The organism is Marinibacterium profundimaris (assembly GCF_002210095.1).
Classification (GTDB): domain Bacteria; phylum Pseudomonadota; class Alphaproteobacteria; order Rhodobacterales; family Rhodobacteraceae; genus Marinibacterium; species Marinibacterium profundimaris.
Genome location: NZ_AQQR01000004.1, coordinates 523,972 through 550,429 on the forward strand (window position 1 = coordinate 523,972; position 26,458 = coordinate 550,429).

At 67.2% G+C, this 26,458-nt stretch carries 25 protein-coding genes; 6 read left to right on the forward strand and 19 right to left on the reverse strand.

The genetic code is table 11. From position 1 onward, the window contains the following. Positions 1–345: 345 nt before the first annotated feature. From ATO3_RS13605 to ATO3_RS13620, 4 genes are read right to left on the reverse strand one after another with little or no spacing between them, the layout of a single operon-like run. Positions 346–1,515, reverse strand: a complete 1,170-nt coding sequence (locus ATO3_RS13605) for a sensor histidine kinase (RefSeq protein WP_088650394.1) — start codon at positions 1,513–1,515, stop codon at positions 346–348. A gap of 1 nt (position 1,516) precedes the next feature. Then, positions 1,517–2,017: a response regulator gene (locus tag ATO3_RS13610; RefSeq protein ID WP_332888700.1), complete on the reverse strand. Its 501-nt coding sequence runs from the start codon at positions 2,015–2,017 to the stop codon at positions 1,517–1,519. After that, on the reverse strand, positions 2,014–4,305 hold the full coding sequence (locus ATO3_RS13615; RefSeq protein WP_088650395.1) for a sensor histidine kinase: 2,292 nt from the start codon (positions 4,303–4,305) through the stop codon (positions 2,014–2,016). Before ATO3_RS13615 ends, ATO3_RS13610 begins: the two co-directional genes overlap by 4 nt. An 8-nt stretch (positions 4,306–4,313) precedes the next feature. Next, positions 4,314–5,030, reverse strand: coding sequence for a response regulator (locus ATO3_RS13620; protein ID WP_158217966.1), 717 nt, complete (start codon positions 5,028–5,030; stop codon positions 4,314–4,316). 494 nt (positions 5,031–5,524) lie between these two features. On the opposite strand from ATO3_RS13620, the gene ATO3_RS13625 reads away from it, so the two are divergent. Next, entirely contained in the window at positions 5,525–6,322 is a 798-nt protein-coding gene (locus ATO3_RS13625) for a glycoside hydrolase family 25 protein (RefSeq protein ID WP_088650397.1), read from the forward strand. Positions 6,323–6,363: 41 nt separating this feature from the next. Continuing rightward, positions 6,364–7,593, forward strand: a complete 1,230-nt coding sequence (locus ATO3_RS13630; protein WP_088650398.1) for an MFS transporter — start codon at positions 6,364–6,366, stop codon at positions 7,591–7,593. Here the strand turns inward: ATO3_RS13630 and ATO3_RS13635 are convergent. Beyond that, complete coding sequence (locus ATO3_RS13635) at positions 7,590–8,219, reverse strand: class I SAM-dependent DNA methyltransferase (protein WP_088650399.1); 630 nt, start codon at positions 8,217–8,219, stop codon at positions 7,590–7,592. The genes ATO3_RS13630 and ATO3_RS13635 overlap by 4 nt on opposite strands. Positions 8,220–8,476: 257 nt before the next feature. On the opposite strand from ATO3_RS13635, the gene ATO3_RS13640 reads away from it, so the two are divergent. Further along, positions 8,477–9,337 (forward strand): SDR family oxidoreductase, encoded by an 861-nt coding sequence (locus ATO3_RS13640; RefSeq protein WP_088650400.1) that lies wholly within the window; start codon positions 8,477–8,479, stop codon positions 9,335–9,337. 4 nt (positions 9,338–9,341) lie between these two features. On the opposite strand, the gene ATO3_RS13645 is transcribed toward ATO3_RS13640, so the two are convergent. The 8 genes from ATO3_RS13645 to ATO3_RS13680 all read right to left on the reverse strand — a co-directional run bounded on the left by ATO3_RS13645 (position 9,342) and on the right by ATO3_RS13680 (position 16,436). After that, a complete protein-coding gene (locus ATO3_RS13645; protein WP_088650401.1) occupies positions 9,342–10,049 on the reverse strand; it encodes a hypothetical protein in 708 nt (235 codons plus the stop codon). A gap of 160 nt (positions 10,050–10,209) precedes the next feature. Then, positions 10,210–10,878 (reverse strand): androgen-induced gene 1 family protein, encoded by a 669-nt coding sequence (locus tag ATO3_RS13650; protein ID WP_158217967.1) that lies wholly within the window; start codon positions 10,876–10,878, stop codon positions 10,210–10,212. 1 nt (position 10,879) lies between these two features. Next, positions 10,880–12,808: a 1-deoxy-D-xylulose-5-phosphate synthase gene (gene dxs, locus ATO3_RS13655; protein ID WP_088650403.1), complete on the reverse strand. Its 1,929-nt coding sequence runs from the start codon at positions 12,806–12,808 to the stop codon at positions 10,880–10,882. A gap of 24 nt (positions 12,809–12,832) precedes the next feature. Then, positions 12,833–13,699 (reverse strand): polyprenyl synthetase family protein, encoded by an 867-nt coding sequence (locus ATO3_RS13660; protein ID WP_088650404.1) that lies wholly within the window; start codon positions 13,697–13,699, stop codon positions 12,833–12,835. Positions 13,700–13,703: 4 nt separating this feature from the next. Continuing rightward, positions 13,704–13,946 (reverse strand): exodeoxyribonuclease VII small subunit, encoded by a 243-nt coding sequence (locus ATO3_RS13665; RefSeq protein WP_088650405.1) that lies wholly within the window; start codon positions 13,944–13,946, stop codon positions 13,704–13,706. Next, a complete protein-coding gene (locus tag ATO3_RS13670; protein WP_088650406.1) occupies positions 13,943–14,869 on the reverse strand; it encodes a histone deacetylase family protein in 927 nt (308 codons plus the stop codon). The genes ATO3_RS13665 and ATO3_RS13670 overlap by 4 nt, the downstream gene beginning before the upstream one ends. Positions 14,870–15,214: 345 nt before the next feature. Beyond that, the gene (locus tag ATO3_RS13675; protein WP_088650407.1) at positions 15,215–15,916 is read right to left on the reverse strand and encodes a response regulator; all 702 of its coding nucleotides are present in this window, start codon (positions 15,914–15,916) and stop codon (positions 15,215–15,217) included. Positions 15,917–15,923: 7 nt separating this feature from the next. Continuing rightward, positions 15,924–16,436: a MarR family winged helix-turn-helix transcriptional regulator gene (locus tag ATO3_RS13680; protein WP_088650408.1), complete on the reverse strand. Its 513-nt coding sequence runs from the start codon at positions 16,434–16,436 to the stop codon at positions 15,924–15,926. A 154-nt stretch (positions 16,437–16,590) separates the two neighbouring features. Here ATO3_RS13680 and ATO3_RS13685 point away from each other — a divergent pair, with 154 nt between their 5' ends. After that, positions 16,591–17,457, forward strand: coding sequence for a branched-chain amino acid aminotransferase (locus tag ATO3_RS13685; protein ID WP_088650409.1), 867 nt, complete (start codon positions 16,591–16,593; stop codon positions 17,455–17,457). A gap of 98 nt (positions 17,458–17,555) precedes the next feature. Here ATO3_RS13685 and ATO3_RS13690 read toward each other — a convergent pair whose 3' ends face one another. Continuing rightward, positions 17,556–17,984 (reverse strand): organic hydroperoxide resistance protein, encoded by a 429-nt coding sequence (locus ATO3_RS13690; protein WP_088650410.1) that lies wholly within the window; start codon positions 17,982–17,984, stop codon positions 17,556–17,558. A gap of 169 nt (positions 17,985–18,153) precedes the next feature. After that, entirely contained in the window at positions 18,154–19,125 is a 972-nt protein-coding gene (locus ATO3_RS13695) for a zinc-binding metallopeptidase family protein (protein ID WP_088650411.1), read from the reverse strand. 325 nt (positions 19,126–19,450) lie between these two features. On the opposite strand from ATO3_RS13695, the gene ATO3_RS13705 reads away from it, so the two are divergent. Together ATO3_RS13705 and ATO3_RS13710 are read left to right on the forward strand one after the other, a co-directional pair. Then, a complete protein-coding gene (locus tag ATO3_RS13705) occupies positions 19,451–19,762 on the forward strand; it encodes a P-loop NTPase family protein (RefSeq protein WP_088650413.1) in 312 nt (103 codons plus the stop codon). 183 nt (positions 19,763–19,945) lie between these two features. Next, positions 19,946–21,505 (forward strand): alkaline phosphatase D family protein, encoded by a 1,560-nt coding sequence (locus ATO3_RS13710; protein WP_088650414.1) that lies wholly within the window; start codon positions 19,946–19,948, stop codon positions 21,503–21,505. A 52-nt stretch (positions 21,506–21,557) separates the two neighbouring features. Here ATO3_RS13710 and ATO3_RS13715 read toward each other — a convergent pair whose 3' ends face one another. The 4 genes from ATO3_RS13715 to aroC all read right to left on the reverse strand — a co-directional run bounded on the left by ATO3_RS13715 (position 21,558) and on the right by aroC (position 26,420). Beyond that, positions 21,558–22,979, reverse strand: a complete 1,422-nt coding sequence (locus ATO3_RS13715; RefSeq protein WP_158217968.1) for a fasciclin domain-containing protein — start codon at positions 22,977–22,979, stop codon at positions 21,558–21,560. A 560-nt stretch (positions 22,980–23,539) separates the two neighbouring features. Further along, a complete protein-coding gene (gene cobO, locus ATO3_RS13720) occupies positions 23,540–24,145 on the reverse strand; it encodes a cob(I)yrinic acid a,c-diamide adenosyltransferase (protein ID WP_088650416.1) in 606 nt (201 codons plus the stop codon). Between the two features lie 16 nt (positions 24,146–24,161). Continuing rightward, positions 24,162–25,100 (reverse strand): DMT family transporter, encoded by a 939-nt coding sequence (locus ATO3_RS13725; RefSeq protein WP_088650417.1) that lies wholly within the window; start codon positions 25,098–25,100, stop codon positions 24,162–24,164. Positions 25,101–25,319: 219 nt separating this feature from the next. Beyond that, the gene (gene aroC, locus ATO3_RS13730; protein ID WP_088650418.1) at positions 25,320–26,420 is read right to left on the reverse strand and encodes a chorismate synthase; all 1,101 of its coding nucleotides are present in this window, start codon (positions 26,418–26,420) and stop codon (positions 25,320–25,322) included. Positions 26,421–26,458: the final 38 nt, after the last annotated feature.

Sequence of the window (26,458 nt, forward strand, 5' to 3'; positions counted from 1 at the left end):
CGTCATATTCAACTTTAAAGTGTTAAATTACCCCCTTTGCGCCGCCAGAATGCGGCAAATCCGGTGCGACACGGACGGCGCCGACCCGCTTATCGGCAGAGATACATGAAATTCCAATTGACAGTGCTCTTCTGATTCGGGCCCGGGCTTTCGCTGCGCGGTCCGTTCCCCTCGGCAGGTGAAACGCTGCGATCGGCCCGCGTGCGCAGTCGCAACCCAATCGGCCACCGACAGGAGGATTCCAATTCGGATCAGGATGATGCCTCCACCGCGCGTGCCAGGGCCGGGCCGCAGAAGTAGATGGGACCTGTGTCGTGCTTCAGGCGCGCGCGGCTTGGTCGCGCGTCAGGCGCGCGCGGTCTGACCTGACGTCGGGGCCACGTCTTCCGCTGCGCGGGGCAGGTCAACCGGCAGCTCGATGCAGAACACCGTTCCCACCTCGCGCCCAGGCTCGCACCATATACGGCCACCGTAGCGTTTCACGACCTTGCGGCAGGTGGCCAGCCCCAGACCCGTGCCCGGGACGGCCAGCGCGCTTGGCAGGCGTTTGAACGGGTCGAACACGGCGCGGGCGTTTTCAGCCGGGATGCCGATTCCGTTGTCGGCCACGCACAGCCGCAGCATCTCGGCCCGCTCCGGTTCGTCGGGGCGGTCGAGCCGGGCGGCGGTGATCCGGATCTCGGGGCGGCGGCCACCGGCATACTTGATCGCGTTGGCCAGCAGGTTCTGCAGCACCTGCGCCAGCTCCGCCGGGTTGCAGCAGACCAGCAGCGCCGCGGTGTCGACCGTGACCTCGGCACCGTTCTCGGCGATCTCGCGCTGCAGGGCCGTCAGCGCGGTATCCACCACGCGCTCCAATGAGACCCTTTCAACCGGTGCCGTGCTGCGGTCGGCGCGGATATGGGTGGCCAGGCTCTGCACCAGGGCCGACATCTGGCGCGCGGTCTTCTGCAGCAGCTGGGCGGACTGGCTCAGGCTGTCGAGGTCCTCGTCCTCCAGGTCTTCCACGATCTGTTCGGCGAGGAATTCGGCCGACCGGATCGGCGCCTTGAAGTCGTGGATCAGAACATCGCAGAAAGAGGACAGCTCGGCCTGGCGTTCGGCGGCGTACCAGCGCGAGCGGGCGATGCCGATGCTCGACAGCGCCACGCGGCGCAGCAGCTCCTCGGTCAGGCCCGTCTTGGGCAGGTAGTCGATGGCGCCGTTCAGGATCGCCTCCTTCGCGATCTCCTCCGACCCCTGGCCGGTCATCATCACCACTGCCGCCTTCGGCCAGGGCGCCGAGAGCCGGCTCATCAGCTCCAGCCCGGTAGTGCCGGGCAGCATGTGGTCCAGCAGGATCAGGTCCGGCTCGCAGGCGTCGAACGCCTCGGCCGCGCCGGCATCCTCGGCCTCGAACACCTGCGCCCGCGGCAGTGCCTGGGCCAGCAGGCGGCGAAGCTGCTTGCGGTCGCCCGCGTCGTCGTCGACGATCAGCACCGACACACCGGCCTCGCCCCCCGAGCCGCCCGACATCTCAGCCTCCCATCGCCGGGCGCGACATGTCCGGCAGTTCGACGATTCGCCAGTAGTGATCCAGCGTCTCGATCAGTTCGAGGAAATCCGTCCCCGCCCGGCTCTTCAGGATGTAGCCCGCCACGTAGCGCGCATAGGCGGCACAGCGGTCGCGGTCGTCGTTCGAGGTGGTCAGGATGAAGACCACCGCGCGGCGCAGCTTGGGGTCCTTGCGCAGCTCTTCCAGCATCTCCAGCCCGTTCATCCGGGGCATGTTGATGTCCAGCAGGATGACATAGGTCGCCGGCGGCGTCCCCGTCTCGCCCCGCAGGAACGCCAGCGCCTCGACCCCGTCGACCAGCCGGTGGATCGGGTTCGCGATCTTCACCTTGTCGAAGGCCCGCCGCACCGCCTTGGCGTCGCCATCGTCGTCTTCGACCAGGATGATGTTCAGCAGGCCCTTGTCGTCCGGCCGGTCACCCGGCGCCCGCTTGTCGCCCTGCAGATCCGTTCGGATCATCATGCTGCTGCCTCCTTCACAGTCAGATTGGTGCGCGGCCATATCAGGACGAAGGTCGTGCCCCGCTCTCCGTCCGAGCGGATCGAGATCTCTCCTCCCGCCAGGTCCACGTACTTGCGCACCATCGCCAGCCCCATGCCGCTGCTTTCCACCTGGTCCCGCGGACGCAGGGTCTGGAACAGCTCGAACACCTTGGACTGGAATTCCTCCGGAATGCCGGGGCCGTCGTCCTCCACCCGGAAGACGAAGGCACCCGGCCGTTGCTCCACCTCGACCCGGACCAGGCCGGTATCGCGGTCATGGTGCTTGAACGCGTTACTCACCAGGTTCAGCAGCACCGTCTCGATTGGCGCCGAGGGCAGCTCGATGTCGGCAAAAGCTGGCGAGACTTCGAGCGTGAACCCCTCGGGGATGGCCACCAGCGCGCGCAGGTCCTCCATCATGCGATCGCCGCGCACCATCACCGCCGGCGTGTCGACGCGCCCGATCCGCGAATGTTCCAGCAGGTCGTCCAGCAGCCGTTCCATCCGCTGCACCCGGTTGCGCAGCATGTCGAGGCTCTCGCGCGTGTCCTCGGTCAGGTGCGGCTCCAGGTCTTCCTCGAGCCAGCGCGAGGCATTGTCGATCACCCGCAGCGGCGCGCGCAGATCGTGCGAGGCGACATAGGCGAACTGGTCAAGCTCGGTGTTGGAGCGCTGCAGCGCGTCGATCAGGACCTCGCGCTGCCGCTCGACCTCGTGCTTGAACGAGTTATCGTGCACGACGCCGATGAAATGCACCTGCCCGTCGTACCTGGCCCGGCCCAGAGACACCTCAAGCGGGAAGCGGCTGCCATCCTTGCGCTGGCCCCAGACCACCCGCAGCGGCTTCATCGCCGGCGCGCGGCCCAGGGCGGCGGCCTGCGCGACGTGGCTCTGGTGGTCGGCGCGTTCCTCGGGCGGCATCAGCATCGTCAGCGGCGCGCCGACCAGATCGTCCCGGTCGTGGCGGAACATCCGCGCCAGGGCGGGGTTCACCTCGCTGATGATGCCATCGGCGCCGATGATGATGATCCCCTCGGAGGCGCTGTTCAGAAGCGCCTCCAGCCGGGCGGATTCGCGGATCAGGTCGTCCGTCATCTCCATGAAGCTGCGTGCCAGGGTGCCGACCTCGTCCTCGGACCGGATCTCGTAATCGATCCGCTCCCCGCGCGAGCCGCGTGCGCGCACCGCCTTGTCGAGAGCGGTCAGAGGCCGGGTCAGCCTCCGCGCGAACAGGACCGCCAGCAGGCCCACCACCAGCAGCAGGGCCAGCGATGTCGCGCCGTCGCGCAGCAGTTGCTGCCGCGCCGGGGCGAAGAGCGCCGCCGCCGGCATCCGGGTGACCACGTTCAGCCAATGCGGGCTGCCGGCCTTTTCGCGCAGGATCGGGACCGAGGCATAGGCCTGATCGCCGACAATCCCCGACCGCTGTTCGCCGGGCCGCTGGTTCGCCAGCTCCCAGTCGCGCGGCAGGGTCCAGCCGGGATCGTCCCGGAAGCGCAGAACGGGAGGGGGCCGGTCATCGGAAAAGGTCATGTAGGCGCCATCGTGATCGATGATCGTGACGGCCAGGCCCTTGGGCAGGTCGGGCGCGGCCCCCTGCAGCATGGCCTCGTAATCGGCGTTGATCACGATCGCGCCGAACAGATCGCCCGCATCGTCCAGCACAGGCTGCACCACGCGGATGGTGACGGTGCCGTCGCTCTCGCCGAAATCCAGGTTGTAATCGACGTTCGAGAAATAGCTGCTGCGCACCCCCATTCGCGCGATCCCGTCCAGGTAGTCGCGGTGCCCTTTCGATTGCAGCATCTCGGCCGGCATGATCTGCGGCCCGTCCGGCCCACGGTCGACCCGGACCAGTTCGCGCCAGTCATCGGCCCGGCCGATAAGCCGGATCTGCGTGTAATGCGGCCGCGTGCGCAGGAAGACGGCGAACACGGCCGCCAACCGTTCTTCGCTTTGGGCGGTGGCATCGCCGCCCATCGCCGGATCCATCCCGCCGGCTTCGGCATAGGCGCGCACGATCGCGCCCACCGACGGAAAACGGGCGTTTTCAGCCGCGTCCTCCTGCATCATGTCGAAGACCGCGCCGACCCCCTCGGCGTAAAGCGTGCCGGTCAGTTCCAGGCGGGCCAGGCTCTCGGCCTGCAGCCAGGTCCGGAACCCCAGCTGGTGCAGTCCGGCCAGGACCATCACAGAGCCGCAGGCCAGGGCGACAATGACGGCCAGGATCCGAAACCTCAGCGTCACCCGGTGCAGCATGCCCCCCATGCGCCCCCCTATTGCAGGCGGGAGAGGACCAGCCGCTCGTCCTGGAAACCGAGCGTGAGCGTGGCGATGTCGTCGCACAGCGTCACGATGTCGAGGCAGCCGCGTTCGACCATGGTCAGCCGCATGCGCAGATCGCCGTCGATCTCGTCCGTCTTGAGCCGGGCGATCCCGGCCAGCAGCCCGCCGATCAGCTCGCGGGTTTCCGGCCCGCAGGACCGTACGAAGCGTTCGACCGAGGCCTTGAGCGTCGAGGCCATCACCTGCGCCTCGCTGGTCATCGCCAGCACGATCCGCCGCTCCAGCGCCGAGGCCACGGATTTCTGCAGGGCCGAAACGGTAAGCTCTTCCTTGACGATGTAATCGGCGCAGCCGCTGCGCATCGCCTCGATCGCGGTTGAATGATCGGTGACGCTGGTCACCATGATCGGCAGCGCGCTGACCTGGTCGGGATGCGCCTGCACCACCGCCAGCGCATCCAGCCCGGTGTCGAAGCCCAGGTGATAGTCGATGAAGACGATGTCGTATTCCGCCCCATCCAGCAGGTCGCGCATCTGGTCGATGGTCTGCGCCGCGTCGATGTCGAAATCCAGCCCCGCCTTGCGGCAGAACTTGCGCAGGCGGAGGATGTCGATCTCGCTGTCGTCCAGGATCAGCGCCCGCGTCATGCGGCGCATGCCGGTGGTCCCGGGCGCGGTCTGTTTGGGTTCCGTTTTCGTGGGTGCCATGTTCAAACTCCGGTCAATCATCCGGTCAGTGGTCACCCGGCGAGGGGCCTCCTCTTCCGGTCGCTCCCTGATCGGGCGGTCCGGCGACAACGTGCCCCGGGCCGCATGAATCGCGCGCGCCACCATGGCGTGCGCAAGCAACAACGAGCGAGGTCAAAGCACGGTCGTCCACGCCAGTGCCGTGCCAGCCCCGACACGCGGCCTGCCTGCAGCCCTTCGGACCTGCCCGCTCCCCGTTCCGCTTTCAGGGGTCGCAAAATATCCCTGCCAACCCGTTAACACGGGCCCGATGCTCAACCTTGACGTGCATCTAAACGCGGGCAATTCAAATCATAACCCGTGCAGTCCCGTCCGGCCCTGGCGCCGCGGACCGATCCGGCGCGGCGCAAATCCGCCCCGGTCCGGGCCTTGTCGCTGTGGCGAGGCCGACCGCCGCGCGCTATAGTCAGCCCAAGAGCGGATCAACCGTTCCGGGCAACGAGGTGAGCAGGACCATGGGTCAACCGAATGCAGTGAAACGCGGCACCTGGCTGGGCGCGCTGGCCCTGGCGCTGGTCATCGCAGCCTGCGGCAGCCGCGGCCCCGCGCCGTCCGATGACGGCGGCACGGCCTATCCCGCCGGCCGCTTCGACGATTACAAGCCGCACGCGTGGGAAAACGGCGGCCCCGACCGTTACCGCATCCACGGCATCGACGTCGCCCGCTATCAGGGCACGATCGACTGGCCCGAGGTGCGCCGCGCCGGCATCTCCTTCGCCTACATCAAGGCGACCGAGGGCGGCGACATGGTCGACCCGAAATTCGAGGAGAACTGGCGCAACGCCCGCCGCGCCGGGATCCCCCGTGGCGCCTATCACTTCTACTACTTCTGCCGCTCGGCCGAGGAACAGGCCCGCTGGTTCATCCAGAACGTGCCGCGCGATCCCCAGGCCCTGCCGCCGGTGCTGGACATGGAATGGAACCCGTTCTCGCCCACCTGCACCACGCGCCCCCCGGCCGCCGTCGTCCGCTCCGAGGCGCAGATCTTCGTCCGCATGATCGAGCAGCATTACGGCAAGCGCCCGGTGATCTACACGGCGCTCGATTTCTACGAGGACACCTATATCGGCAGGCTGCGGCGGGTGGATTTCTGGCTGCGCTCGGTCGCCGGAGAGCCGCATATCACCTACCCGGGGCAGGACTGGAAGATCTGGCAATACACCGGGACGGGCTCGGTCCCGGGCGTGACGGGGCCGGTGGACATCAACGTCTTCCGCGACGGGCCGGCGGCTTTTGCCGACTGGGCCGGCTGAGCGGGCTTGGAAAGCCGCGGCCCGCGCACTAGCGTGCCGCCATGACCGAAGCCCTGCACGACAGCCGCTATGCCTGGATGCGCCTCGGCCTGACGATGGTCGTCGGGATCGTGGCCAATGTGGGCATCTGGGCCGTGGTGCTGATCATGCCCGCGGTCGAGGCCGAGCTGGGCCTGACCCGCGCCGAGGCGGCCCTGCCCTACACGCTGACCATGGTGGGCTTTGCCGTCGGCAACCTGGTGGTCGGGCGGCTGGTGGACCGGGTCGGGATCACCCGCTCGCTGCTGGCCTCGGCGCTGGTCTCGGCCTGCTGCTACGGGGTCGCCGTGCTGGCGCCGGGGCTGATGACCCTGTCGCTGGCGCATCTGGTGCTGGGGCTGGGCACGGCGGCGGGCTTCGGGCCGCTGATCGCCGACATCTCGCACTGGTTCCTGCGCCGGCGCGGCATCGCCGTGGCCCTGGCGGCCAGCAGCAACTACCTCTCGGGCGCGATCTGGCCCACGCTTCTGGCCGGAATGCTGGAAAGCGGCGGCTGGCGCGACGTCTACCTGGTGCTGGGCGCGGTGACGCTGGCGGTGGTGGTCCCGCTGGCGCTGATGCTGCGCCGGCGCCTGCCGGACGAGGCCCACACCGCCGCCGAGGCCGCCGCCGCCACCCGCGCTCGCAGCACCGGCCTGTCGCCGCGGATGCTGCAGCTGGCGCTTGGCGTTGCCGGGGTCAGCTGCTGCGTGGCGATGGCGATGCCCCAGGTGCATATCGTGGCCTATTGCGTGGGCCTGGGCTATGGCCCCGCCGTGGGCGCCGAGATGCTGTCGCTGATGCTGCTGGGCGGCGTGATCAGCCGGATCCTCTCGGGCCTCGTGGCCGACCGCTTCGGCGGCGTGCGCACCGTTCTGATCGGCTCGGTCCTGCAATGCCTGGCGCTGATGCTCTACCTGCCGTGGGACGGGATGGCGTCGCTCTACGTGGTCTCGGCCGTCTTCGGCCTCAGCCAGGGCGGCATCGTGCCCTCCTACGCGCTGGTGGTGCGCGAATTCCTCCCCGCGCGCGAGGCGGGGCGGCGCGTGGGTTTCCTGCTGATGCTGACGATCCTCGGCATGGCGCTCGGCGGCTGGATGAGCGGCTGGATCTACGACATCTCCGGCAGTTATCAGCTGGCCTTCCTGAACGGCATCGCCTGGAACGGGCTGAACATCGCGATCATGACGATGCTGCTGATCCGGTCCCGCCCGCGCAAAGGGGCGGGAACGGGGATGCCGCAGCCGGCCTAGACCTTCCGGAAGACGGCGATCTTCGCCATGTCGTCCTTGTGCTCGCCCGTGGCACCGTCGCCGTAGATCCGCACCTCGGGCAGCGACAGCCCGGAGATCCGGTCCCCCAGCGCCGTCAGCGCGGCATCGAAACCATGCGCCTCGAAATGCGCCCCGTTGATCGCCAGCGCAAACACAGCCCCCGGCGCCGCGAGCCGCAACAGCTCCTCCAGCACCTCGGGACCCACATGGCCATGGGTAAAGGTCCCGGACGAGACGACGCCGGGATAGGTGCCATCGGCCACGCCGACCCCGACATAAAGATCCGCCTCCAGCAGATCCCGGTAACAGCCCTTGCCGCGCGCCACCTCCAGCATCTCGGGCGAGATATCGACGCCATCCACCGGCGCGATCCCCGCCTGTGCCAGCGCCACGCCGCAAAGCCCGGTGCCCGCGCCCACGTCCAGGACCGGCCCGGCGCCGCCCGCATCCGCATAGGCGCGCGCGGTGGCCTGCGGCAGGGCATAGGCCTCGGCCGCGGCAAAGCTGTTGTCGTAATCCTCCGCCCACCGCGCATAGAGATCGCGATTGTCGTCGGGGGTCTGCAGGGAATAAGCGGCCTCGAGGCCCGTATCTTTGGAAGTCATCCCCCAAACAACCGCGCCCGGCCCCGAAGTGCAACCCCACCACCCGCACGACAGCGCCCCCTCTCACCGTCCCCCTGCTTCATCTTTGCCCAAATACCTCATCCCGACAGCCGACAGCAGCGCAGGTCCCGGGCATGATGTACCCACATGTCGTCTTCCTGGCCGCAAATACCTCCGGGGGAGTCGCCCGAGGGCGACGGGGGCAGCGCCCCCTTCCCCCACTGGACATCCCGCGCCGCGCCTCGCACAAAGGTCCCATGACCAAGACCCTGCTTTCCTTCGGCCACGGCTTTTCGGCCCGCGCGCTTGTGCCGCTCCTGCCCTCCGACTGGCGCGTCATCGGCACCACCCGCTCGCCCGAAAAGGCGGCCGGGATCGCCGCGACCGGGGTCGAGCCGCTGATCTGGCCCGGCGACGCCGAGATCCCGCTCGACGGGGTCACGCACCTGCTGACGTCCGTGGCCCCCCGGGGCGAGGGCGATCCGGTTCTGAACGCCTTCCGCGACCAGATCGCCGCCCGCGCGGACCAGTTCGACTGGGTGGGCTACCTTTCCACCACCGGGGTCTACGGCGACCATGACGGCGGCTGGGTGGACGAGGACACGCCGCTGGAGCCCTCGACCCGCCGCGGCAAGTGGCGGCAGGCGGCGGAGGCCGAGTGGCAGGCGATCCCCGGGCTGCCGCTGCATATCTTCCGGCTCGCCGGGATCTACGGGCCGGGACGCGGGCCCTTTGCCAAGGTGCGCAACGGCACCGCGCGACGGATCGTGAAACCGGGACAGGTGTTCTCGCGCATCCATGTGGACGACATCGCGCAGGTGCTGCTGGCCTCGATCGACCGCCCGAACCCGGGCGCGGTCTACAACCTCTGCGACGACGACCCAGCCCCGCCGCAGGAGGTCATCGCCCATGCCGCCGAATTGCTGGGCCTGCCGCTGCCGCCCGAAATTCCCTTTGACGAGGCCGAGATGACGCCGATGGCGCGCAGCTTTTATGCCGAAAGCAAGCGGGTGAAGAACGACCGCATCAAGGAAGAGCTGGGGATCGCGCTGCGCTATCCCGATTACCGCTCGGGGCTTGCCGCGCTGCTGGCGGCAGAAGGCGAAGGCGCGGACTGAAGGGTCAGTAGACCTCGGCCAGAACGGCGTCGGCGCGCTTCAGCCACTCCCACAGCGGCTTCTTCTGGTGGCTCAGCCGCAGCCCGGCGCTGCGCAGCTTCGCCAGCGCCTTCAGGTGGGCCGAGAAATCGCCCGGCAGCGCCTTCAGCCTCTCGTGCAACAGGCTCGAGCGGTCGACCACGGCCTCGGGCGCGATCAGCCCGCTTTTCATCGCCGCTTCGATATCCGAGCGCAGCGCCTGCAGGCGCCGCACGGCGGCAGGGATCCGGCAGCGCGCCGCCGCCATCTGCGCGCGCTCGAAGCGCGACACCTTCGAGGCATGGCTGCACATGTGGTCCTTGCAGCGTTCCGACAGGTACACCAGTTCATCGATGCCGCCCGGCCCGTTGGCCAGGAAATCGTACATTGCGTCGCGCAGCCGCTGCTGGCGCGTGGTGATCACCTGCGGCTTCAGCAGCGGCGCAAAGCCCATATGCGCCAGACCGGCCTGGCCCACGGCTTCCAGCCGGCATTCCTCCACCTGTTCCAGCGCGGCCCAGGCGGCGCGGTAGGCGGCATAGGGTTCGGCATCTTCGACCGAGGCATCGGCCAGCGAGGAAAGAAAGGTCTTCTCGGCGGTGGTGTAAGCCTTGAGCGCGGCGCCCATGCCGGTCCGGCCCAGCTTTGTCGGCTTGTTCTGTGCCCACCAATCGTAGGTGAGGGTCCAACCCATGAGAAACTCCAGACATTATCAAACAGGTATCCCCAAATGCTGCGGGGACCAATAAAACAAGGGAAGGATGCGCGATTTGGCAAGGCCGGTCCATGCCCTTCTTCGCGTAAGCGCGGGATTATGCGAAATTTGCACGGATTTCGCGCCATCGTCGGCAGGTTCAGGCCGGCGGATGCGCCTTTTCCGCGTGCAACAGGCGTCCGATCCCCAGTCCCAGCAGGCCAAGCGCCCCCAGCACCAGCATCGCCACCACCCCGTTCGAGGCGTAAAAGACCAGCCGGTCGGGCCAGTCCAGCGCGTTGAGGAACGGGTAGGGCAGCCCGCTCGTCACCGGCCCCGCGGGCATGTCGGCGCGCGGCTGCACGTAAAGCTCGGCCCAGGCGACATAGGCCAGGATGATCCCCAAAAGCGGCAGCACCCCGCGCCAGACCCGCCTGTAGGCTCGCGCGATCAGCCCCGCGTCGAGGATCTGAAGCGCGGGGCCGAGCGCGTGCAGATAATATTGCTCTAGAAACGGGATGTCCCCGTTGCCGTTCACCAGCGCCGGATCCTCGAAGAAGAGCTTCCAGTAAAGAAACACCACCATGACGTTCAGGACCGAGGCGCAGATCGCCGTCACCTCGTGACGCCGGGTGATCCGCCCATAGCTCAGCGCCAGCATCCGCGAGGCGCTGTAGGCCGACAGGGTCAGCGCCCAGATCGTCAGGTAGCGGAACGGCCCGCCCGCCGGCCAGTTGGTGGCGGTCCAGCCCTGCCACGCCAAGTAGGCCAATGCCAGGACAAGGGTGATCCAGCGGTAGATCCGGACGGGGCGGGTCCGGATCTCCATCTCAGGCGCGCAACTCGCCCAGCTTGGCGACACCCAGCGTCTCCAGCACCTTGGCCTCGATCTGGGCCGCATTCATGCCGGCGACGGCATACATGTCGGCCGGGCTTGCCTGGTCGATGAAGATGTCGGGCAGCACCATGGACCGGTACTTCAGCCCCCGGTCGAACACGCCCTCTTCGGCCAGAAGCTGCGCCACGTGGGATCCGAAGCCGCCGATTGCGCCTTCCTCCACGGTGATCAGCGCCTCGTGGTCGCGGGCAAGGGTCAGGATCAGGTCGCGGTCCAGCGGCTTGGCAAAGCGTGCATCGGCCACGGTGGGCGCCAGGCCGGCGGCGGCCAGCGCCTCGGCGGCCTTCATCACCTCGGACAGCCGGGTGCCGAAGGACAGCAGGGCCACACGCCCGCCCTCGCGGACGATGCGGCCCTTGCCGATTTCGACAGGCTGGCCGCGTTCCGGCATTTCCACCCCGGCACCCTCGCCGCGCGGGAAGCGGAAGGCGATGGGCCCCTCGTCATGGGCGGCGGCGGTGGCGACCATGTGCAGCAGCTCGGCCTCGTCGGCGGCGGCCATCACGGTGAACCCCGGCAGGTTGGCAAGAAAGGCGATGTCGAAGCTGCCCGCATGGGTGGCGCCGTCGGCACCGACCAGCCCGGCGCGGTCGATGGCGAAGCGCACCGGCAGGCGCTGGATCGCCACGTCGTGCACCACCTGGTCGTATCCGCGCTGCAGGAAGGTGGAATACATCGCGCAGAAGGGTTTCATCCCGCCCGCGGCAAGGCCGGCGGCAAAGGTCACGCCGTGCTGCTCGGCGATGCCGACGTCGAAACAGCGCGACGGATAGCGTTCGGCAAAAAGGTTCAGCCCGGTGCCATCGGGCATCGCCGCGGTGACGGCGCAGACCGCATCGTCGGCCTCGGCCGCCTGCAGCAGGCCCTTGGCGAAGACCGAGGTATAGCTGGGCGCGTTGGACGGCGTCTTTTTCTGCTTGCCGGTGATGACGTCGAACTTGGCCGTGGCATGGCCCTTGTCGCGCGCACCCTCGGCCGGGGAATAACCCTTGCCCTTCTTGGTGATCACATGCAGCAGAACCGGCCCCGTCGCGCGCGAGCGAATGGTGCGCAGCACCGGCAGCAGCTGGGACATGTCGTGCCCGTCGATGGGGCCAAGGTAAGAAAAGCCCAGCTCCTCGAACAGGGTGCCGCCGACGGCCATGCCCTTCAGCATGTCCTTGGCCCGCTTGGCACCTTCGCGGAAGGGACCGGGCAGCATCGAGACGGCGGATTTCGCGGCGGCCTTCAGGTCCTGGAACGGCGCCTCGGCATAGAGCCGCGAGAGATAGGTCGACAGGGCACCGGTGGGCGGTGCGATGGACATCTCGTTGTCGTTGAGGATGACGATCATCCGCTTGCCCAGGTGGCCCGCGTTGTTCATCGCCTCGAAGGCCATGCCCGCGCTCATCGCGCCGTCGCCGATCACGGCGATGGCGTCGCCGATCCCCTCGGGCGTCTTGCCGCCAAGGTCGCGCGCCACGGCAAAGCCGAGCGCGGCGGAAATCGAGGTCGAACTATGCGCGGCGCCGAACGGGTCATAGGGGCTTTCCGACCGCTTGGTGAAACCCGACAGGCCGTCCTTCTGGCGCAGCGTGCGGATGCGGTCGCGGCGGCCGGTGAGGATCTTGTGCGGGTAGCTCTGGTGGCTCACGTCCCAGATCAGCCGGTCGCGCGGCGTGTCGAACACCGCGTGCAGCGCCACGGTCAGTTCGACCACGCCCAGGCCAGCGCCCAGGTGGCCGCCGGTCTCGGACACGGCAGAAATCGTCTCGGCCCGCAGTTCATGCGCGACCTGCGTGAGTTCGGCATCGCTGAACCGTTTGAGGTCAGCGGGCGCCTGGACCTTGTCCAGAAGTGGGGTCTTCGGTCTGTCGGTCATCGGCGCCCCCTTTCGGCGCGGAATTCAGCATTCGCGGGCAATAACGAACCGGGCCGTGTCCCGCAAGAGATCCGCCCGCACGCCATAGGGCGCCAGCGCGTCGCAGGCGTCCTCCACCAGCGAACTGGCGCGCTTGCGCGCCGCGTCCAGCCCCAGAAGGGACACAAAGGTCGCCTTTCCGGCAGCTTCGTCCTTGTGAAGGCGCTTGCCGGTCTTCTCCACGTCGCCTTCGAGGTCGAGAATGTCGTCGTGAATCTGGAACGCCAGCCCCAGCGCATCGGCATAAAGCCGCATCGGCGCGGCCGAGGCCCCGGCCAAACGCGGCCCGGCCATGGCGGCCCAGGCAAAGAGCGCCCCGGTCTTGCCGGCCTGCAGTGCGGTGATCTCGTCCAGCGTCAAGGGCGTGCCGGCGGTTTCGGCCGCGATGTCCAGCGCCTGACCCAGCACCATGCCATGGGCGCCCGCGGCGCGCGCCAGCGTCAGCGCAAGCTCGGCCCGGACCTCCGCGCCGCCCACCTCGGGGCGCGCGACCAGCTCATAGGCCAGCGCCTGCAGCGCATCGCCGGCCAGGATCGCGGTGGCCTCGTCCCATTTGACGTGCACCGTGGGCTGGCCCCGGCGCAGATCGTCGTCGTCCATGGCCGGCAGATCGTCATGGACCAGCGAATAGGCATGCATCGCCTCGATCGCCGTGGCGGGCCAGATCGCACGGTCGCGCGACACGTCATGCAGCCGCGCGCCTTCCAGCACGAGAAACCCGCGCAGACGCTTGCCGCCGTCCGTGGCCCAGCGCATGGCCCGCGTCACCGGCAGGTCGTCATATTCCGACAGCACGCCGTCGAGATGCGCGGCGATGGCGACGGCATCCGCCTCCAGCGTTTCGGCGAACATGGGCCTAGAGCCCCTCGACCGGCTTCAGCCCCGTGGGATTGCCCTCGGCATCGGTGGTGATCGCGGCCACCTTCTCCTCGGCGCTTTTCAGCAGGGTCTCGCAGCGCTTCTTCAGCTTGGCGCCCCGTTCGTAAAGCCCGATGGAGGCCTCGAGTGCGACATCGCCGCGTTCGAGCTGCTGAACCACGCTGTCCAGCTCCTTCATCGCCTCTTCGAAGCTCAGTTCGTTGACGTCTGTCTCGGTCATCCCGCGGCCTTCATCAGTTCTTCGACATGCGCCTTCCCGGAGGCGGCAAGCGCATCGAGGTCGTAGCCGCCTTCGAGCGAGGACACAATCTTGCCGCCGCACAACTCGTCCGCGAGCTTGCAGAGTTCGGCCGTGAGCCAGCGGAAATCCTCGACCTCCCAGTTGAGATTGGCCAGCGGGTCGTCGGCATGGGCATCGAACCCGGCCGACACCAGGATCAGCTCGGGCCGGAAGGAGCGCAGGCGGGGGAAGGCCTGGGCCTCGTAGACCTGCCGCATCTGGACCCCGCCGGTGCCGGGCGCGAGCGGCAGGTTGAGCACGTTGCCATGCGCCCCGGTTTCCGACGCGGTGCCGGTGCCCGGGAACAGCGGGATCTGCTGCGAGGAGATCAGCAGCGTGCGCGCCTCGTCCCACAGCAGGTCCTGGGTGCCGTTGCCGTGGTGGACATCGAAATCGACGATGGCGACGCGGCTGAGCCCGTGATGGTCCAGTGCATGCTTGGCGGCGATGGCGACGGTGCCGAAGACACAGAACCCCATGGGCGTGGCGGTTTCGGCATGGTGCCCCGGCGGGCGGACGGCGGCGAAGGCGTTGGGGGCCTCGCCGCCCAGCACCATGTCGACGCCCCGGATCGCGGCGCCCACCGCGCGGTAGACCGCGTCGAGAGAGCCCGGCGAGAGGTAGGTATCGCCGTCGAGCTGCACGAACCCGTCGGCGGGCAGCGCGGCCTTGACCTCGGACACGTAGGAGGCCGGGTGGCAGCGCAGGATGTCGTCGTCGGCCGCCAGCGGCGCGGTGACCCGGTTAAGCTCCAGCGGCTCCAGAGCATGCAAGAGATGTTCCAGGCGCGGCACCCGTTCCGGGTGGCCCTGGGGGGTGACGTGGCCGTGGAAATCGGCGTGGGTGATGAGAGCTGTGGTCATGGGAGCACGCTAGCAAGCGGGTCGGCGTCGGGCAACAGAGCTGGGCATGGTCGTCGGTGTGGCGGCGATGATCCGGCCCTGGCGCGGGTCGAGAGGGCCGGATTGAGGTATTTGGACAAAGGTGAAGACAGGGGCCAGCGCGAGCCTTGCACCCGTCGTCTTGTTTGCAGATGTCGGATCCGCAGGCTGGCCAAACGCGATGCCCTGGGAGGGACCGCGATCACGCCCTCTCTTCACCTTGGGAAAATACCTCCGGGGGTCGCCATTGATGCGCCATTGGTTCGAGCACAATGGCGACGGGCAGCGCCCCCGGTCGCTCAGTCACGTGGCACAGTCCTCGGTCGCTCAGTCCGGGGCCAGCATGTAGCCGGCGCCGCGCACTGTCTGGAGGTAGCGCGGCTGTTTCGGGTCGGATTCGATCTTGCGGCGCAGGCGCGTTATCTGAACGTCGACGGCGCGTTCCTGGGCCTGCCCCCTGTCGCGGCCGAGATCCTCGACCAGGCGGGTGCGGCTGACCGGCTCGCCGGGGCAGGAGGAGAAGATCCGCATCAGCTGGCTTTCCGTCGCCGTCAGGCGCACGGGCTGATCGCCCTGCCACATCTCGCCCTTCTCGATGTCGTAGCGGATCGGGCCCAGATGCAGGATCTTGGGCGTCGTCACCTCGGGCGGGGCTTCGGGCATGCGGCGCAGTATGGCGTTGATGCGCAGCAGCAGCTCCTTCGGCTCGAAGGGCTTGGACAGGTAATCGTCGGCCCCCGCTTCGAGCCCCTGAATGCGGTGTTCGGTGTCGCCCTTCGCCGTCAACAGCAGGATCGGCGTCATGGAGGTTTCGCGCAGGGCTTTGGTCAGCGTGATGCCGTCTTCGCCCGGCATCATCACGTCCATGACGATCAGGTCGAAATCCAGCCCCGACAGCACCCGCCGCGCATGCGCGGCATCGCGCGCGGCGGTCACGAGGAACCCGCTGCGCATCAGGAACTTCTTCAGCAGATCACGGATCCGTTCGTCGTCGTCGACGATCAGCAGATGGGCGTCCAGGTCATTCATGCAGCGGTCAACCGGCCTGTTCTTTCAGCCGTTTATAAGCACGCCTCATATCCGCGTCCATCATCGCTTCGAGCACTTTTCGAAAGCCCGCCACCGCCTCCGGCCCGGCCTCGCGGTAGGCGGTCCGCATTCGCGCCCGCTGCGCATCCGACAGCTGGCTTTCCAGCGCCGCGCCCGCCTCTGTCAGGTAGAGGTGGCGCTCGCGCTTGTCCTGGGCGCCGATGCGGCTTTCGACCAGGCCATCCTCGACCAGGGTGCGCAGGACACGATTGAGTGACTGCTTGGTCACGCCGAGGATTCGCAGCAGGTTGTTGACCGTCGTCCCCGGCGCCCGGTTGATGAAGTGAATCGCCCGGTGATGGGCGCGGCCGTAGCAATGGTCCGCCAGGATCCGGTCCGGATCGGCGGTGAAGCCCCTGTAAGCGAAGAACATCGCCTCGATTCCCTGTCGAAGCTGTTCATCTGTCAGGTAAAGCAGATTCTCGCCGCTGATGCCTTGCGGGCTCCGTCCATCGGCCATGACGCGTCCTTTCGCCTCTCGTTTAAGCTGTATACGTCAGCCTTGTTGACATTCCAAGACCGAAGCGGTAACGAATCGCGTCCTTGGCGCAACATTATGTCCGATGCGGCCCCAAGAGGCGAAACTTTCGTAAAGCATGAGGGGAGCAAATCTCATGGCAGGATATGACGATCGCGACGGCCTGATCTGGATGGACGGCAAACTGGTGGAATGGCGGGACGCGAATGTACACATTCTGACCCATGGGCTCCACTACGCCTCCTCGGTCTTCGAGGGCGAGCGCTGCTACAATGGCAAGATCTTCAAGGGCGTCCAGCATTCCGAGCGTCTGCGCGCCTCGGCCCAGATGCTGGATTTCGAGATCCCCTACACCGTGGAAGAGATCGAGGCGGCCAAATACGCCATGCTCGAGGCCAACGGCTGGACCGATGCCTATGTCCGCGCGGTCGCCTGGCGCGGCGCGGGCGAGGATATGGGCGTTTCGGCGGCGCGTAACCCGGTGCGGCTGGCCATCGCCGGCTGGGAATGGGGCAATTACTACGGCGACGCCAAGTACAAGGGCGCCAAGCTCGACATCTCCAAGTGGAAGCGCCCTTCGCCCGAGACCATCCCGGTCCATGCCAAGGCCGCCGGCCTCTACATGATCTGCACGATGTCCAAGCACGCGGCCGAGGCCAAGGGCTGTTCGGACGCGCTGTTCATGGATTACCGCGGCTACGTGGCCGAGGCGACCGGCGCCAACATCTTCTTCGTGAAGGACGGCGAGGTGCATACGCCGGACGCGGATGTCTTCCTGAACGGGCTGACGCGGCAGACGGTGATCGGCATGCTGAAGGATCGCCAGATCAAGGTGCACGAGCGCCACATCGATCCCGGCGAGATGGAAAGCTTTGAACAATGCTGGCTGACCGGCACCGCGGCCGAGGTCACGCCGGTGGGCCAGATCGGCGACTACAACTTCGAGGTCGGCGCACTGACCCGCGATATCTCGGACAGCTACGAAAAGCTGGTCCGGGCCTGAGAGACACCGCGCGGGGCACCGTCGCCCTCGGTCACAGACGAAAACGGCGCGAGGGAAACCTCGCGCCGTTTTTCATGTTTGCCGGTGCCGGACAGGGGTCAGCCGGCGGTGGTGGTGACGTCGATATTGCCCTTCACCGCGTGGGTGTAGGGGCAGACACTGTGGCCGGCCTCGGCGATCTTGTCGATTTCGGCGGCGTCGAGGCCCGGCATCTTCAGCACGAAGTCGATCTTCAGCTTGAAGCCGCCATCGTCGCGCTTGCCCATGCTGACCGTCGAGTCGATCGTGGCATCGTCGGGCACGTTGGACAGCGAGTCATCTTTCGACGCCATCATCTTCATCGCGCTCATGAAGCAGGCCGCATAGCCGACCGCGAAGAGCTGTTCGGGGTTGGTGCCGGTGCCGGACCCGCCCATTTCCTTCGGCGGCGTCAGGGTCAGGTCGAGGTTACCGTTGGAAACGCTGGCCTTGCCCTCGCGACCGCCGGTCACGGTAGCGGTGGTGGAGTAGAGAGGATCATTCGCCATCAGGATATCTCCATTTCGGTTGTGCGTATCATCTGTGCCGCCGCCATGGCGCCGGCGTGCAGGACATAGCTAGCGCCTCTTGCCGGCTTTTCAATAGAGCACGATTAAATCGCGTGCGATTTATTTTCCGGAACCAGAATCGACTGGACTGCCGTGGCGGTTGCACCGGTCACGTGGACTGGCCCGGCTGCAGCCAGTGGTGGACGAAATCCAGCTTTTCGCGCACCCCGTCGGTCAGCACGAAGGGATAAATATCGCCAAGCCCGATCGACCGGTTGATGTGATTGACCCCCAAAGCGTATTCCGCGCCCAGCGTGATCACCCGCTCGCCATCCGCCTCGGCATAGGGATCATAGCCCGCCGGCGCCTCCGCCATGGTCCAGCCGGCGGCGACCGCGCAATCGATGATGTCCACAAGGTGCAGCAGGTGGGCGACCGTCTCGGCCCAGTCCTCGTGCGGGTGCGAGGCGGCGTAGGGCGTGATGTGGGTTTCGGTCCAGCCGTCGGGCGGGCCGTTGGAATAGTGGCGGTCCAGAGCGGCGGCGTAATCGGTGCGCTCATCGCCCATCAGGTCGCGAAAGGCCTTGTCAAAGCCCGGCACATCCAGCAGGCGGACAAAGAGGAAATGCGCCGTCTCGTGCCGGATATGGCCGATCATGGTGCGCAGCTTCTCGCCCAGGTCCTCGCGCCGTTCCAGACGTTCGAGAACGTCGGCCTCGGTCACGTTGATGGTGATGACGCCGTCGCCATGGGCCATCAGCACATCGCTGGGCCCGTCCGAGGTGACCTCGGACAGCATGCGGTATTCCGGCAGGCGCCCGGGATCGGCGGGATTGAACCAGCCCCAGCGGCCCAGCGTCGCCAGCACCCGGCGCTTGGCGGCCTCGGTCTTGGCCCAGTGCAGCTGGTTGTCGCCCTCGACCGTCTCAGGGATGACCGAGGTCATCGCGCAGGACCAGCAATAGCCGTCCTCGCCCGCGATCCAGTTGCAGCCGATTGCGGGGCGGTTCACGCAATCCGCGCCGCCGGCGACGAAATCCTGCGCGGCGATGTCGTAATGCAGGGCCTGGCCGCAGTTCAGGCATTCGGTATTGGCGAAATTGACGGGCGCGTCGCAATTCGGACAAGAGAAGATGCGCATTCGGGGAGAGCCTCCGTAACCGCTGGCGATGGCCAACGCGCGAGACCCATGCTGGTTCCCGCTAGCCCCCTTGTGCCACGGCACCTAGGCTTGCGCTACAGGCCCGGCCCGGGCCTCCCCCCTCCGTCACGGGGAAGCAGCCGACCTGCGGGGCAAAACGGACAACCTGTCATCCGACCATCCGGGCCGGTGCAGAAGGAGGGGATGCGCCGCGGGCCCGTGCAGAAGGGTCGCATCGTGACACATTATATACTGACCGCCCCCATCCATCGCCTGAAGCGCCGCGCCCGGGATCTTGCGCGCGACAGCGAGGTGCCGCTGGCCCATGCGCTGGACCAGATCGCGCGGGCCGGAGGGATCTCTGGCGGCGATCGATTACCTGCAGCTGCTGGACCAGAAGCGCAGCCACCCCGATCTGGCAATCCAGGTCGCACAGCTGCGCGAGGGGGCGCGACGGCAGGGGCTGATCGTGGTGGCCGTGTCGCAGATCGACCGGGCGTTCGACCTATCGGGGCGCAGCATGCCCGGCCTGCCCGACGTGCGCCTGCCCAACCCCGCCGACCTGTCGTGTTTCACCGCCACCTGTTTCCTGCAGGACGGCAGGGTGGACATCTCGCGCAGCAGCCCGCCCGCGTGATCGGCCCCGTCACGGCCGCGCCTGTCGGTCGGGGCCTTGCCCCTCCCGGCACGCCCGGCGGAAGAGTTCACGAAACCTTCGCCGAAGTGTTACGATCCTGACGGGCTCGCGTCACCTTGGGCATGTTCAAGCTGTCGCGTTCGAATTGCCCGCATCCGGGCCAGCAGACAGGACAGACCGCCCATGACCAAGCTTCTCCGCCCGTCCCGCCGCGCCGTGCTGGCCGGTGGCACCGCCTTTGCCGCCAGCCTCGCCATGCCGTCGATCTCTCGTGCGCAGGCGCGCCCGATCTTCACCCATGGCGTGCAATCGGGGGATGTGGACATGACATCCGGCATGATCTGGACCCGCACCGACCGCCCCGCGCAGGTCCGGATGGAGATCGCCACGACCGAAAGCTTTGCCGATGCGCGCCAGCTTGCCCCGCTGACCGCCACGCCCGAAACCGATTTCGCCGTGAAGCGCCTGGTCGAGGGCCTGCCGTCGGACCAGGACATCTTCTATCGCTTCGTCGCCGCCGACCTGAACGACCTGAAGGCGACCTCCGAGCCGATCATCGGCCAGTTCCGCACCGCGCCGGCCTCGCGCCGCGACGTGCGCTTTGCCTGGTCGGGCGACACCGCCGGGCAAGGCTGGGGCATCGACGAGACGGGCATGAAGACCTACGCCACCATGGCGCAGCACCGTCCCGACTTCTTCATCCATTCCGGCGACACGATCTATGCCGACGGCCCGATGCAGGACGAGGTGACACGCGACGGCGCGGTGATCTGGAAGAACACGGTCCTGATCGACGAAAAACGCAAGGTGGCCGAGACGCTGGACGAATATCGCGGCCAGTGGAAATACAACATGATGGACGAGCATCTGCGCGCGATGAACGCCGTCTGCCCGACTTTCTTCCAATGGGACGACCACGAGGTGGTCAACAACTGGTCCGCCTCCAAGGACCTGATGGGCGACGACCGCTATTCCGAGAAGTCGGTGCATGTCCTCGCCGCCCGCGCCGCGCGCGCCTTCCACGAACTGACCCCGATCCGCTACCAGCCGGCCGAACCGGGCCGCGTCTATCGCAAGATCGCCTATGGCCCGATGGTCGATGTCTTCTTCCTGGACCTGCGGTCCTATCGCGGCCCGAACGGACCATCGATGGAGGACACGATCACTCCAGAAAGCCAGATCCTTGGTGCGGCGCAGATGGAGTGGCTGAAGCGCGAGCTGGTGAATTCTACGGCGACCTGGAAGGTCATCGCCTGCGACATGCCGATCGGCCTGGTGGTCTGGGACAACTGGGCCGAACAGGCTGGCGCCGAGGCCGTGGCCAACGGCAATGACGGCCCCGCCAAGGGGCGCGAGCTGGAATTCGCCGAGCTGCTGCGCTTCATCAAGACCGCCGGGATCAGGAACACCGTCTGGTTCACCGCCGACGTGCATTACACCGCCGCGCATTATTACAACCCCGAAAAGGCGGCCTTCCAGGATTTCGAACCGTTCTGGGAATTCGTCTCGGGCCCGCTGCATGCCGGGACCTTCGGGCCCAACGCGCTGGACATGACCTTTGGCCCCGAGCTGAAGTACATCAAGGCGCCGGAAGAGGGCCAGGGGCAGAACCTGTCGCCGTCCGAGGGGCTCCAGTTCTTCGGGCTGGTGGATATCGACGGCGCCACCCAGCAGATGACCGTGCGGCTGATGGACCGTGACGACACCGAACTGTGGAAAATCACGCTCGACCCGCAGGTCTGAGCGCTGACTGAAAGGCCGCAGCCCCATCCGGGGGCTGCGGCACCATCATCCCTTAGTAAAGGATGAAATCGTCCGCGGTCAGGGACATCACGCCCCCCAGCAGGACCGATCCGTCCTCGCCATCGATGCGCAGCCCCTTGTCCAGCAGGATAGCCGAGTCGAGCACGTCCTGCTCGGTCGCGAAATCGTCGCGCGAGAAGACCAGCACATCCTCGGACGTGAAATCGCGCACGCCGTTGCGGCCCTGCATGGCGGTGAAATCGAAGATATCCGCATCCTCGCCGCCGACGTAGATGTCGTTGCCCGCGCCATCCGACAGGGTGTCGCTGCCCTGGGCACCGAACAGCTGGTCGTCGCCGGCCCCGTCGATGATGATGTCATCGCCGCCGGCCGCCCAGTAGCGATCATTGCCACCGCCGGTAAAGGCCCGGTCCGCCATGCCGGTGCCCCGGCCGACCGTGTCCTGCGGATCGAGATCGAAGGGCAGGAGGACCGAATCCAGAATGTGAATCGTCCCGTTCGCCGTGCCGATATCGACCAGCGCCGGATAGACCGAGGCATCGGTCTGCGGCGAGGCATCCAGAACCTTGCCCTCGTCGAACAGCAGGCGCCCGTTGTCCAGCGCGGTTTCGACGATCCCTTCCTCGGTCAGCTCGGCAGCGCTCAGGCTTTCGGGCGATACATGGTACAGCAGCACGTCGGTCACGGTTTCGATGCCCACCGCGTCGATCAACGCCTCGGCCACCTGTGCCGGTGTCAGCCCGGTGTCATCAAGCCCCAGATCGCGCGCCAGCTTGCGGAAGGCGACATCGGTCGGCGCAAAGACCGTCAGATCGGCGTCACGGTCGGCCACGGCGGCATCCAGACCGGTCGCCACGAGCGCGGCGGTCAGGATCTCGAACCGCGAATCCGTCGTGGCCACGTCGGCGATGGTCGGAGAAGTTTCGGCCTCGGCCACATCAAGCGGCAGCAGCACGCGGTCGATGGCGTGGATCACCCCGTTGGTTGCGGCAATGTCGGTCAGGCCGTTCAGGAATTCCGGGTTCTCGACATCGGGATCGGCGTCGATGATCTGATCCCGCGACACGGTCACGTCGGTCCCGAAAAACGTCGTCACATCCCCCTGCGCCTGCAGATCCGCCAACGAGGTCGCACCGGCGGTCACGTGGTAGGTCAGCACGTCGGTCACGAATTCCGCGCCCAGCGTGTCCACCAGCGTAAACGCGACCTGCCTGTCGCTCAGATCCGAGACATCAAGACCCAGCGTCTGCTCGGCCAGCGTGCGGAAGGCGTCATCCGTGGGCGCGAAGACCGTGAAATCGCCGGGGCGGTTGAAGGTCGTGGTCAGGCCGGTCGCGAACAGCGCCAGGCTAAGGATGTCGAAATCCGGCGAATTGGCGATCTGGGCGATCTTCAACGTCGGATCGGCCGGCATCGGATCGAATGCGGCGTTGAGGGTGGAACCGAGTGACATGCGAAATCCTCCTTGCAGGCCAGGCCTGTCTTCTGCGGGCGAACCGGGCTTCTCCCGCCCCGGTTGCTCCGGTTGTCCGGGATCGGGACCGTCCCCTCTCCTCTGATCGTGCGAGTTGGCCTGCGGCAGCAGGTCTTCAAGCATGATCACGAGTTCGTCATCCGCCCTTGCGCTGATCACACAAGCGCGTGATCGGGGTGATCCACTTCGCGTTTCGCGCCTTGCCTGTCGGGGGCATTGATATCCCGGCAGGATCCGGAACCATTCGTTTCCGAAACGGGGTCATCCGGGGCAAAAAGACCCCGGGCGTGTAACGTTTTGAATTGAGCTGTGTGGACAGATTGGCCGGGGTCTGGCTGGCGAAACGGCGCGGCAGATCATCGCGCCGGCCCGGCCAGGACGCCTTGCCCGGTCGGGTGCGGCGGCGGCGCTGGCCGGATCCGCGCAAGCCAGAGCCACCCGATCCCGTCATCGCGGCAAGGGGACGCCCGTGACGTGGCCCGGCACATGCCGCTCAACATCAGGCGCAGGGGCCGAGGGCCGCGCCCCGGCCCCCGGCCTCAGAAGTCGATGCCGCGCTGCGCCTTGATGCCGGCCTCGAACGGGTGCTTAACCGCCTCGATCTCGCTGACCAGATCGGCCTCGTCGCAGATCTCGGGTTTGGCATCGCGCCCCGTCAGGATCACGCTGGTGCGGCTGTGGCGGGCGCGCAGCCCCTCCAGCACCGCGTCCACGGTCAGGTAATCGTAGCGCATGGCGATGTTGATCTCGTCCAGCAGGACAAGATCGTGCTCGCCGCTTTCCATCAGCTCGCGCGCCCTGGCAAAGGCGGCCTCGGCCGCCGCGATGTCGCGCGCGCGATCCTGGGTGTCCCAGGTGAACCCCTCGCCCATCGTGTGCCAGGTCACGCTGCCGAGCTTGTCGAAGAACCGCTTCTCGCCGGTGATCCACTTGCCCTTGATGAACTGCACCACGGCGACGCTCTGCCCCCAGCCCAGCGCGCGCACCAGCACGCCGAAGGCCGAGGACGACTTGCCCTTGCCCTTGCCGGTATGCACCAGGATCAGGCCCCGGCCCGGGTCGGAGGCCTTCGACACCTTCTCGCGGTGCTCGGCCTGGACCTTCTGCATCTTTTCCTTGTGGCCGGTGGTCTCGCTGTCGGTCATGACGCTCTCCCTTTCGTCAGTCGCGTTGCCGCGCCGCGCGGGCGCGTTCGTTGATAAGCCCAAGCTGCCGTTCGCGCCACAGCACCAGCACGTTGCCGGCGATCACCAGCGACGCGCCCAGCAGCATGACAAGCGTCGGCACCTCGGAGAAGAAGAAATAGCCGATCCCGATGGCAAAGATCAGCGAGGCATAATCGTAGGGCGCCAGCATCGAGGCGCCACCGAAGCGGTAGGCCGAGGTCACGAGGATCTGCCCGACCCCGCCGATCAGCCCGGTCAGGCACAGCAGCAACAGCGTCATCGGATCCGGCATGACCCAGCCGAAGGGCAGGGTCAGCAGCCCCAGCGTCGCCGAGGTCAGCGAAAAGTAGAAGACGATGGCGGCGGTATGCTCGGTCTTGACCAGGGTGCGGATATGGATCTGCACCAGCCCCCGCAGCCCGCAGGAGACCAGCACAAGGATCGCGCCCAGCTGCGCGCCGGCGGTAAGTTCATCCGCCGTCAGGCTAAGCCGGGGCGAGGCCACGATCATCACCCCGATCAGCCCCAGCGCCACGGCCGAGATCCGGACGAAGCGGATGCGCTCGCCCAGCAGGACGGCGGCGAAGATCACCGTGAAGATCGGCGCGGCATAGCCCAGAGCCGTCACCTCGGGCAGCGGCAGCAGGCCCAGCGCGGCGAAGTTGCAGGCCATGGCGCCCGTGCCGAAAAGCCCGCGCCAGACATGGCCGCCGATGTTGTTGGGGACCAGCGCCTCTCGAAGATCGCCGCGCTGCCAGATCCAGATCAGGATCACCGGCAGCGCCAGGAGCGACCGGAAGAACACCACCTCGCCCGCCGGCACGACCTCGGACACGACCTTCACGATCGCGGCCATGCCCGTGAAGACGGCGACGGAGGAGACCTTGAGGAAAACGGCAAGCCCGGGACTGGACTGCGTGGAGGGGGGTGTCATGTGCCTTCCAATGCGCCTTTCCCCGCGCGAGGGCAAGGGGCACCGCAGGTGCTGCCGTGTCGGGCGCAGTCCGTTGATACGGCGCCACAAAGCCGCTCTGCCCCTGTGCCCGGGACGCGACGGCCCCGGTCGACAGTGTTGCATGGCGCGCGACACGGCCCGCAGGACCGCCCCGCAGCCGCGAGACGTCAGGTCATGCCCGCAAGAGCCCCGCGGCGATCAGCCGATGGGCCCGCGCACCCCGCCGGTCTGGCCGCGATCCAGCAGCAGGTGGTCGAGCACCACGCAAGCCGCCATCGCCTCGCCCACCGGGACGGCGCGGATGCCGACACAGGGGTCGTGGCGCCCCTTGGTGATGATCTCGGCCGGCTCGCCCGACTTGGTGATCGTCCGCCGGGTGGTCAGGATCGACGAGGTCGGCTTCACCGCGAAACGCACCACGATGTCCTGCCCGGTCGAGATCCCGCCCAGGATCCCGCCGGCATGGTTCGTGGTGTAGACCGGGCCGTCCTCGCCCATCAGGATCTCGTCGGCATTGTCCACCCCAGTCAGGGCGGCGGCGGCCATGCCCTCGCCGATCTCCACGCCCTTCACGGCATTGATCGACATCATCGCGGCGGCAAGATCGGTGTCGAGCTTGCCATAGATCGGCGCGCCAAGCCCCGCGGGCGTGCCCGAGACGGTGACCTCGATCACCGCGCCGACCGAATTGCCGTCCTTGCGCAGCTCGTCGAGATAATCGGCCCAGTCGGTGGCGGCCTGCGGATCCGGTGTCCAGAACGGGTTGCGCGCGATCTCGTCCCAGTCAAAGCGGTCGCGGTCGATGACCTTCGGCCCCATCTGCACCATGTATCCGGTGATCTTCAGCCCCGGCATCAGTTCGGCCAGCGCCGCCCGCGCCACTCCGCCGGCCGCCACCCGCGCCGCAGTCTCGCGCGCCGAGGAGCGTCCGCCGCCGCGATAATCGCGGATCCCGTATTTCTGCCAATAGGTGATGTCGGCATGGCCGGGGCGGAATTTCTCGGCGATGTCGCCGTAATCCTTCGACCGCTGGTCGGTGTTTTCGATCATCAGCTGGATCGAGGTGCCGGTGGTCCGCCCCTCGAACACGCCCGACAGGATCTTCACCTGGTCCGGTTCGCGCCGCTGGGTGGTGAACTTGTTCTGCCCCGGCTTCCGCTTGTCCAGCCAGTGCTGCAGCATCGCCTCGTCCACCGGCACGCCCGGAGGACAGCCGTCGACCGTCGCGCCCAACGCCGGGCCGTGGCTTTCGCCCCAGGTGGTGACCCGGAACAGGTGTCCGAACGTGTTCATGCTCATGTGCGTCCCTCCGCGTTGGCGCGGTTTAGACGCGGGCG

Bases quoted from the DNA above. Each gene is read 5' to 3' on its own strand.
- ATO3_RS13725 (WP_088650417.1), bottom strand. From the start codon at position 25,100: ATGACACCCCCCTCCACGCAGTCCAGTCCCGGGCTTGCCGTTTTCCTC.
- ATO3_RS13715 (WP_158217968.1), bottom strand. From the start codon at position 22,979: ATGTCACTCGGTTCCACCCTCAACGCCGCATTCGATCCGATGCCGGCC.
- ATO3_RS13650 (WP_158217967.1), bottom strand. From the start codon at position 10,878: ATGGAGATCCGGACCCGCCCCGTCCGGATCTACCGCTGGATCACCCTT.
- aroC (WP_088650418.1), bottom strand. From the start codon at position 26,420: ATGAGCATGAACACGTTCGGACACCTGTTCCGGGTCACCACCTGGGGC.
- ATO3_RS13605 (WP_088650394.1), bottom strand. From the start codon at position 1,515: ATGTCGGGCGGCTCGGGGGGCGAGGCCGGTGTGTCGGTGCTGATCGTC.
- ATO3_RS13640 (WP_088650400.1), top strand. From the start codon at position 8,477: ATGACCAAGACCCTGCTTTCCTTCGGCCACGGCTTTTCGGCCCGCGCG.
- ATO3_RS13635 (WP_088650399.1), bottom strand. From the start codon at position 8,219: ATGACTTCCAAAGATACGGGCCTCGAGGCCGCTTATTCCCTGCAGACC.
- ATO3_RS13670 (WP_088650406.1), bottom strand. From the start codon at position 14,869: ATGACCACAGCTCTCATCACCCACGCCGATTTCCACGGCCACGTCACC.
- ATO3_RS13665 (WP_088650405.1), bottom strand. From the start codon at position 13,946: ATGACCGAGACAGACGTCAACGAACTGAGCTTCGAAGAGGCGATGAAG.
- ATO3_RS13690 (WP_088650410.1), bottom strand. From the start codon at position 17,984: ATGGCGAATGATCCTCTCTACTCCACCACCGCTACCGTGACCGGCGGT.
- ATO3_RS13610 (WP_332888700.1), bottom strand. From the start codon at position 2,017: ATGATGATCCGAACGGATCTGCAGGGCGACAAGCGGGCGCCGGGTGAC.
- ATO3_RS13660 (WP_088650404.1), bottom strand. From the start codon at position 13,699: ATGTTCGCCGAAACGCTGGAGGCGGATGCCGTCGCCATCGCCGCGCAT.
- ATO3_RS13645 (WP_088650401.1), bottom strand. From the start codon at position 10,049: ATGGGTTGGACCCTCACCTACGATTGGTGGGCACAGAACAAGCCGACA.
- ATO3_RS13710 (WP_088650414.1), top strand. From the start codon at position 19,946: ATGACCAAGCTTCTCCGCCCGTCCCGCCGCGCCGTGCTGGCCGGTGGC.
- cobO (WP_088650416.1), bottom strand. From the start codon at position 24,145: ATGACCGACAGCGAGACCACCGGCCACAAGGAAAAGATGCAGAAGGTC.
- ATO3_RS13615 (WP_088650395.1), bottom strand. From the start codon at position 4,305: ATGGGGGGCATGCTGCACCGGGTGACGCTGAGGTTTCGGATCCTGGCC.
- ATO3_RS13620 (WP_158217966.1), bottom strand. From the start codon at position 5,030: ATGGCACCCACGAAAACGGAACCCAAACAGACCGCGCCCGGGACCACC.
- dxs (WP_088650403.1), bottom strand. From the start codon at position 12,808: ATGACCGACAGACCGAAGACCCCACTTCTGGACAAGGTCCAGGCGCCC.
- ATO3_RS13680 (WP_088650408.1), bottom strand. From the start codon at position 16,436: ATGGCCGATGGACGGAGCCCGCAAGGCATCAGCGGCGAGAATCTGCTT.
- ATO3_RS13705 (WP_088650413.1), top strand. From the start codon at position 19,451: ATGCGCTGGACCAGATCGCGCGGGCCGGAGGGATCTCTGGCGGCGATC.
- ATO3_RS13675 (WP_088650407.1), bottom strand. From the start codon at position 15,916: ATGAATGACCTGGACGCCCATCTGCTGATCGTCGACGACGACGAACGG.
- ATO3_RS13630 (WP_088650398.1), top strand. From the start codon at position 6,364: ATGACCGAAGCCCTGCACGACAGCCGCTATGCCTGGATGCGCCTCGGC.
- ATO3_RS13695 (WP_088650411.1), bottom strand. From the start codon at position 19,125: ATGCGCATCTTCTCTTGTCCGAATTGCGACGCGCCCGTCAATTTCGCC.
- ATO3_RS13625 (WP_088650397.1), top strand. From the start codon at position 5,525: ATGGGTCAACCGAATGCAGTGAAACGCGGCACCTGGCTGGGCGCGCTG.
- ATO3_RS13685 (WP_088650409.1), top strand. From the start codon at position 16,591: ATGGCAGGATATGACGATCGCGACGGCCTGATCTGGATGGACGGCAAA.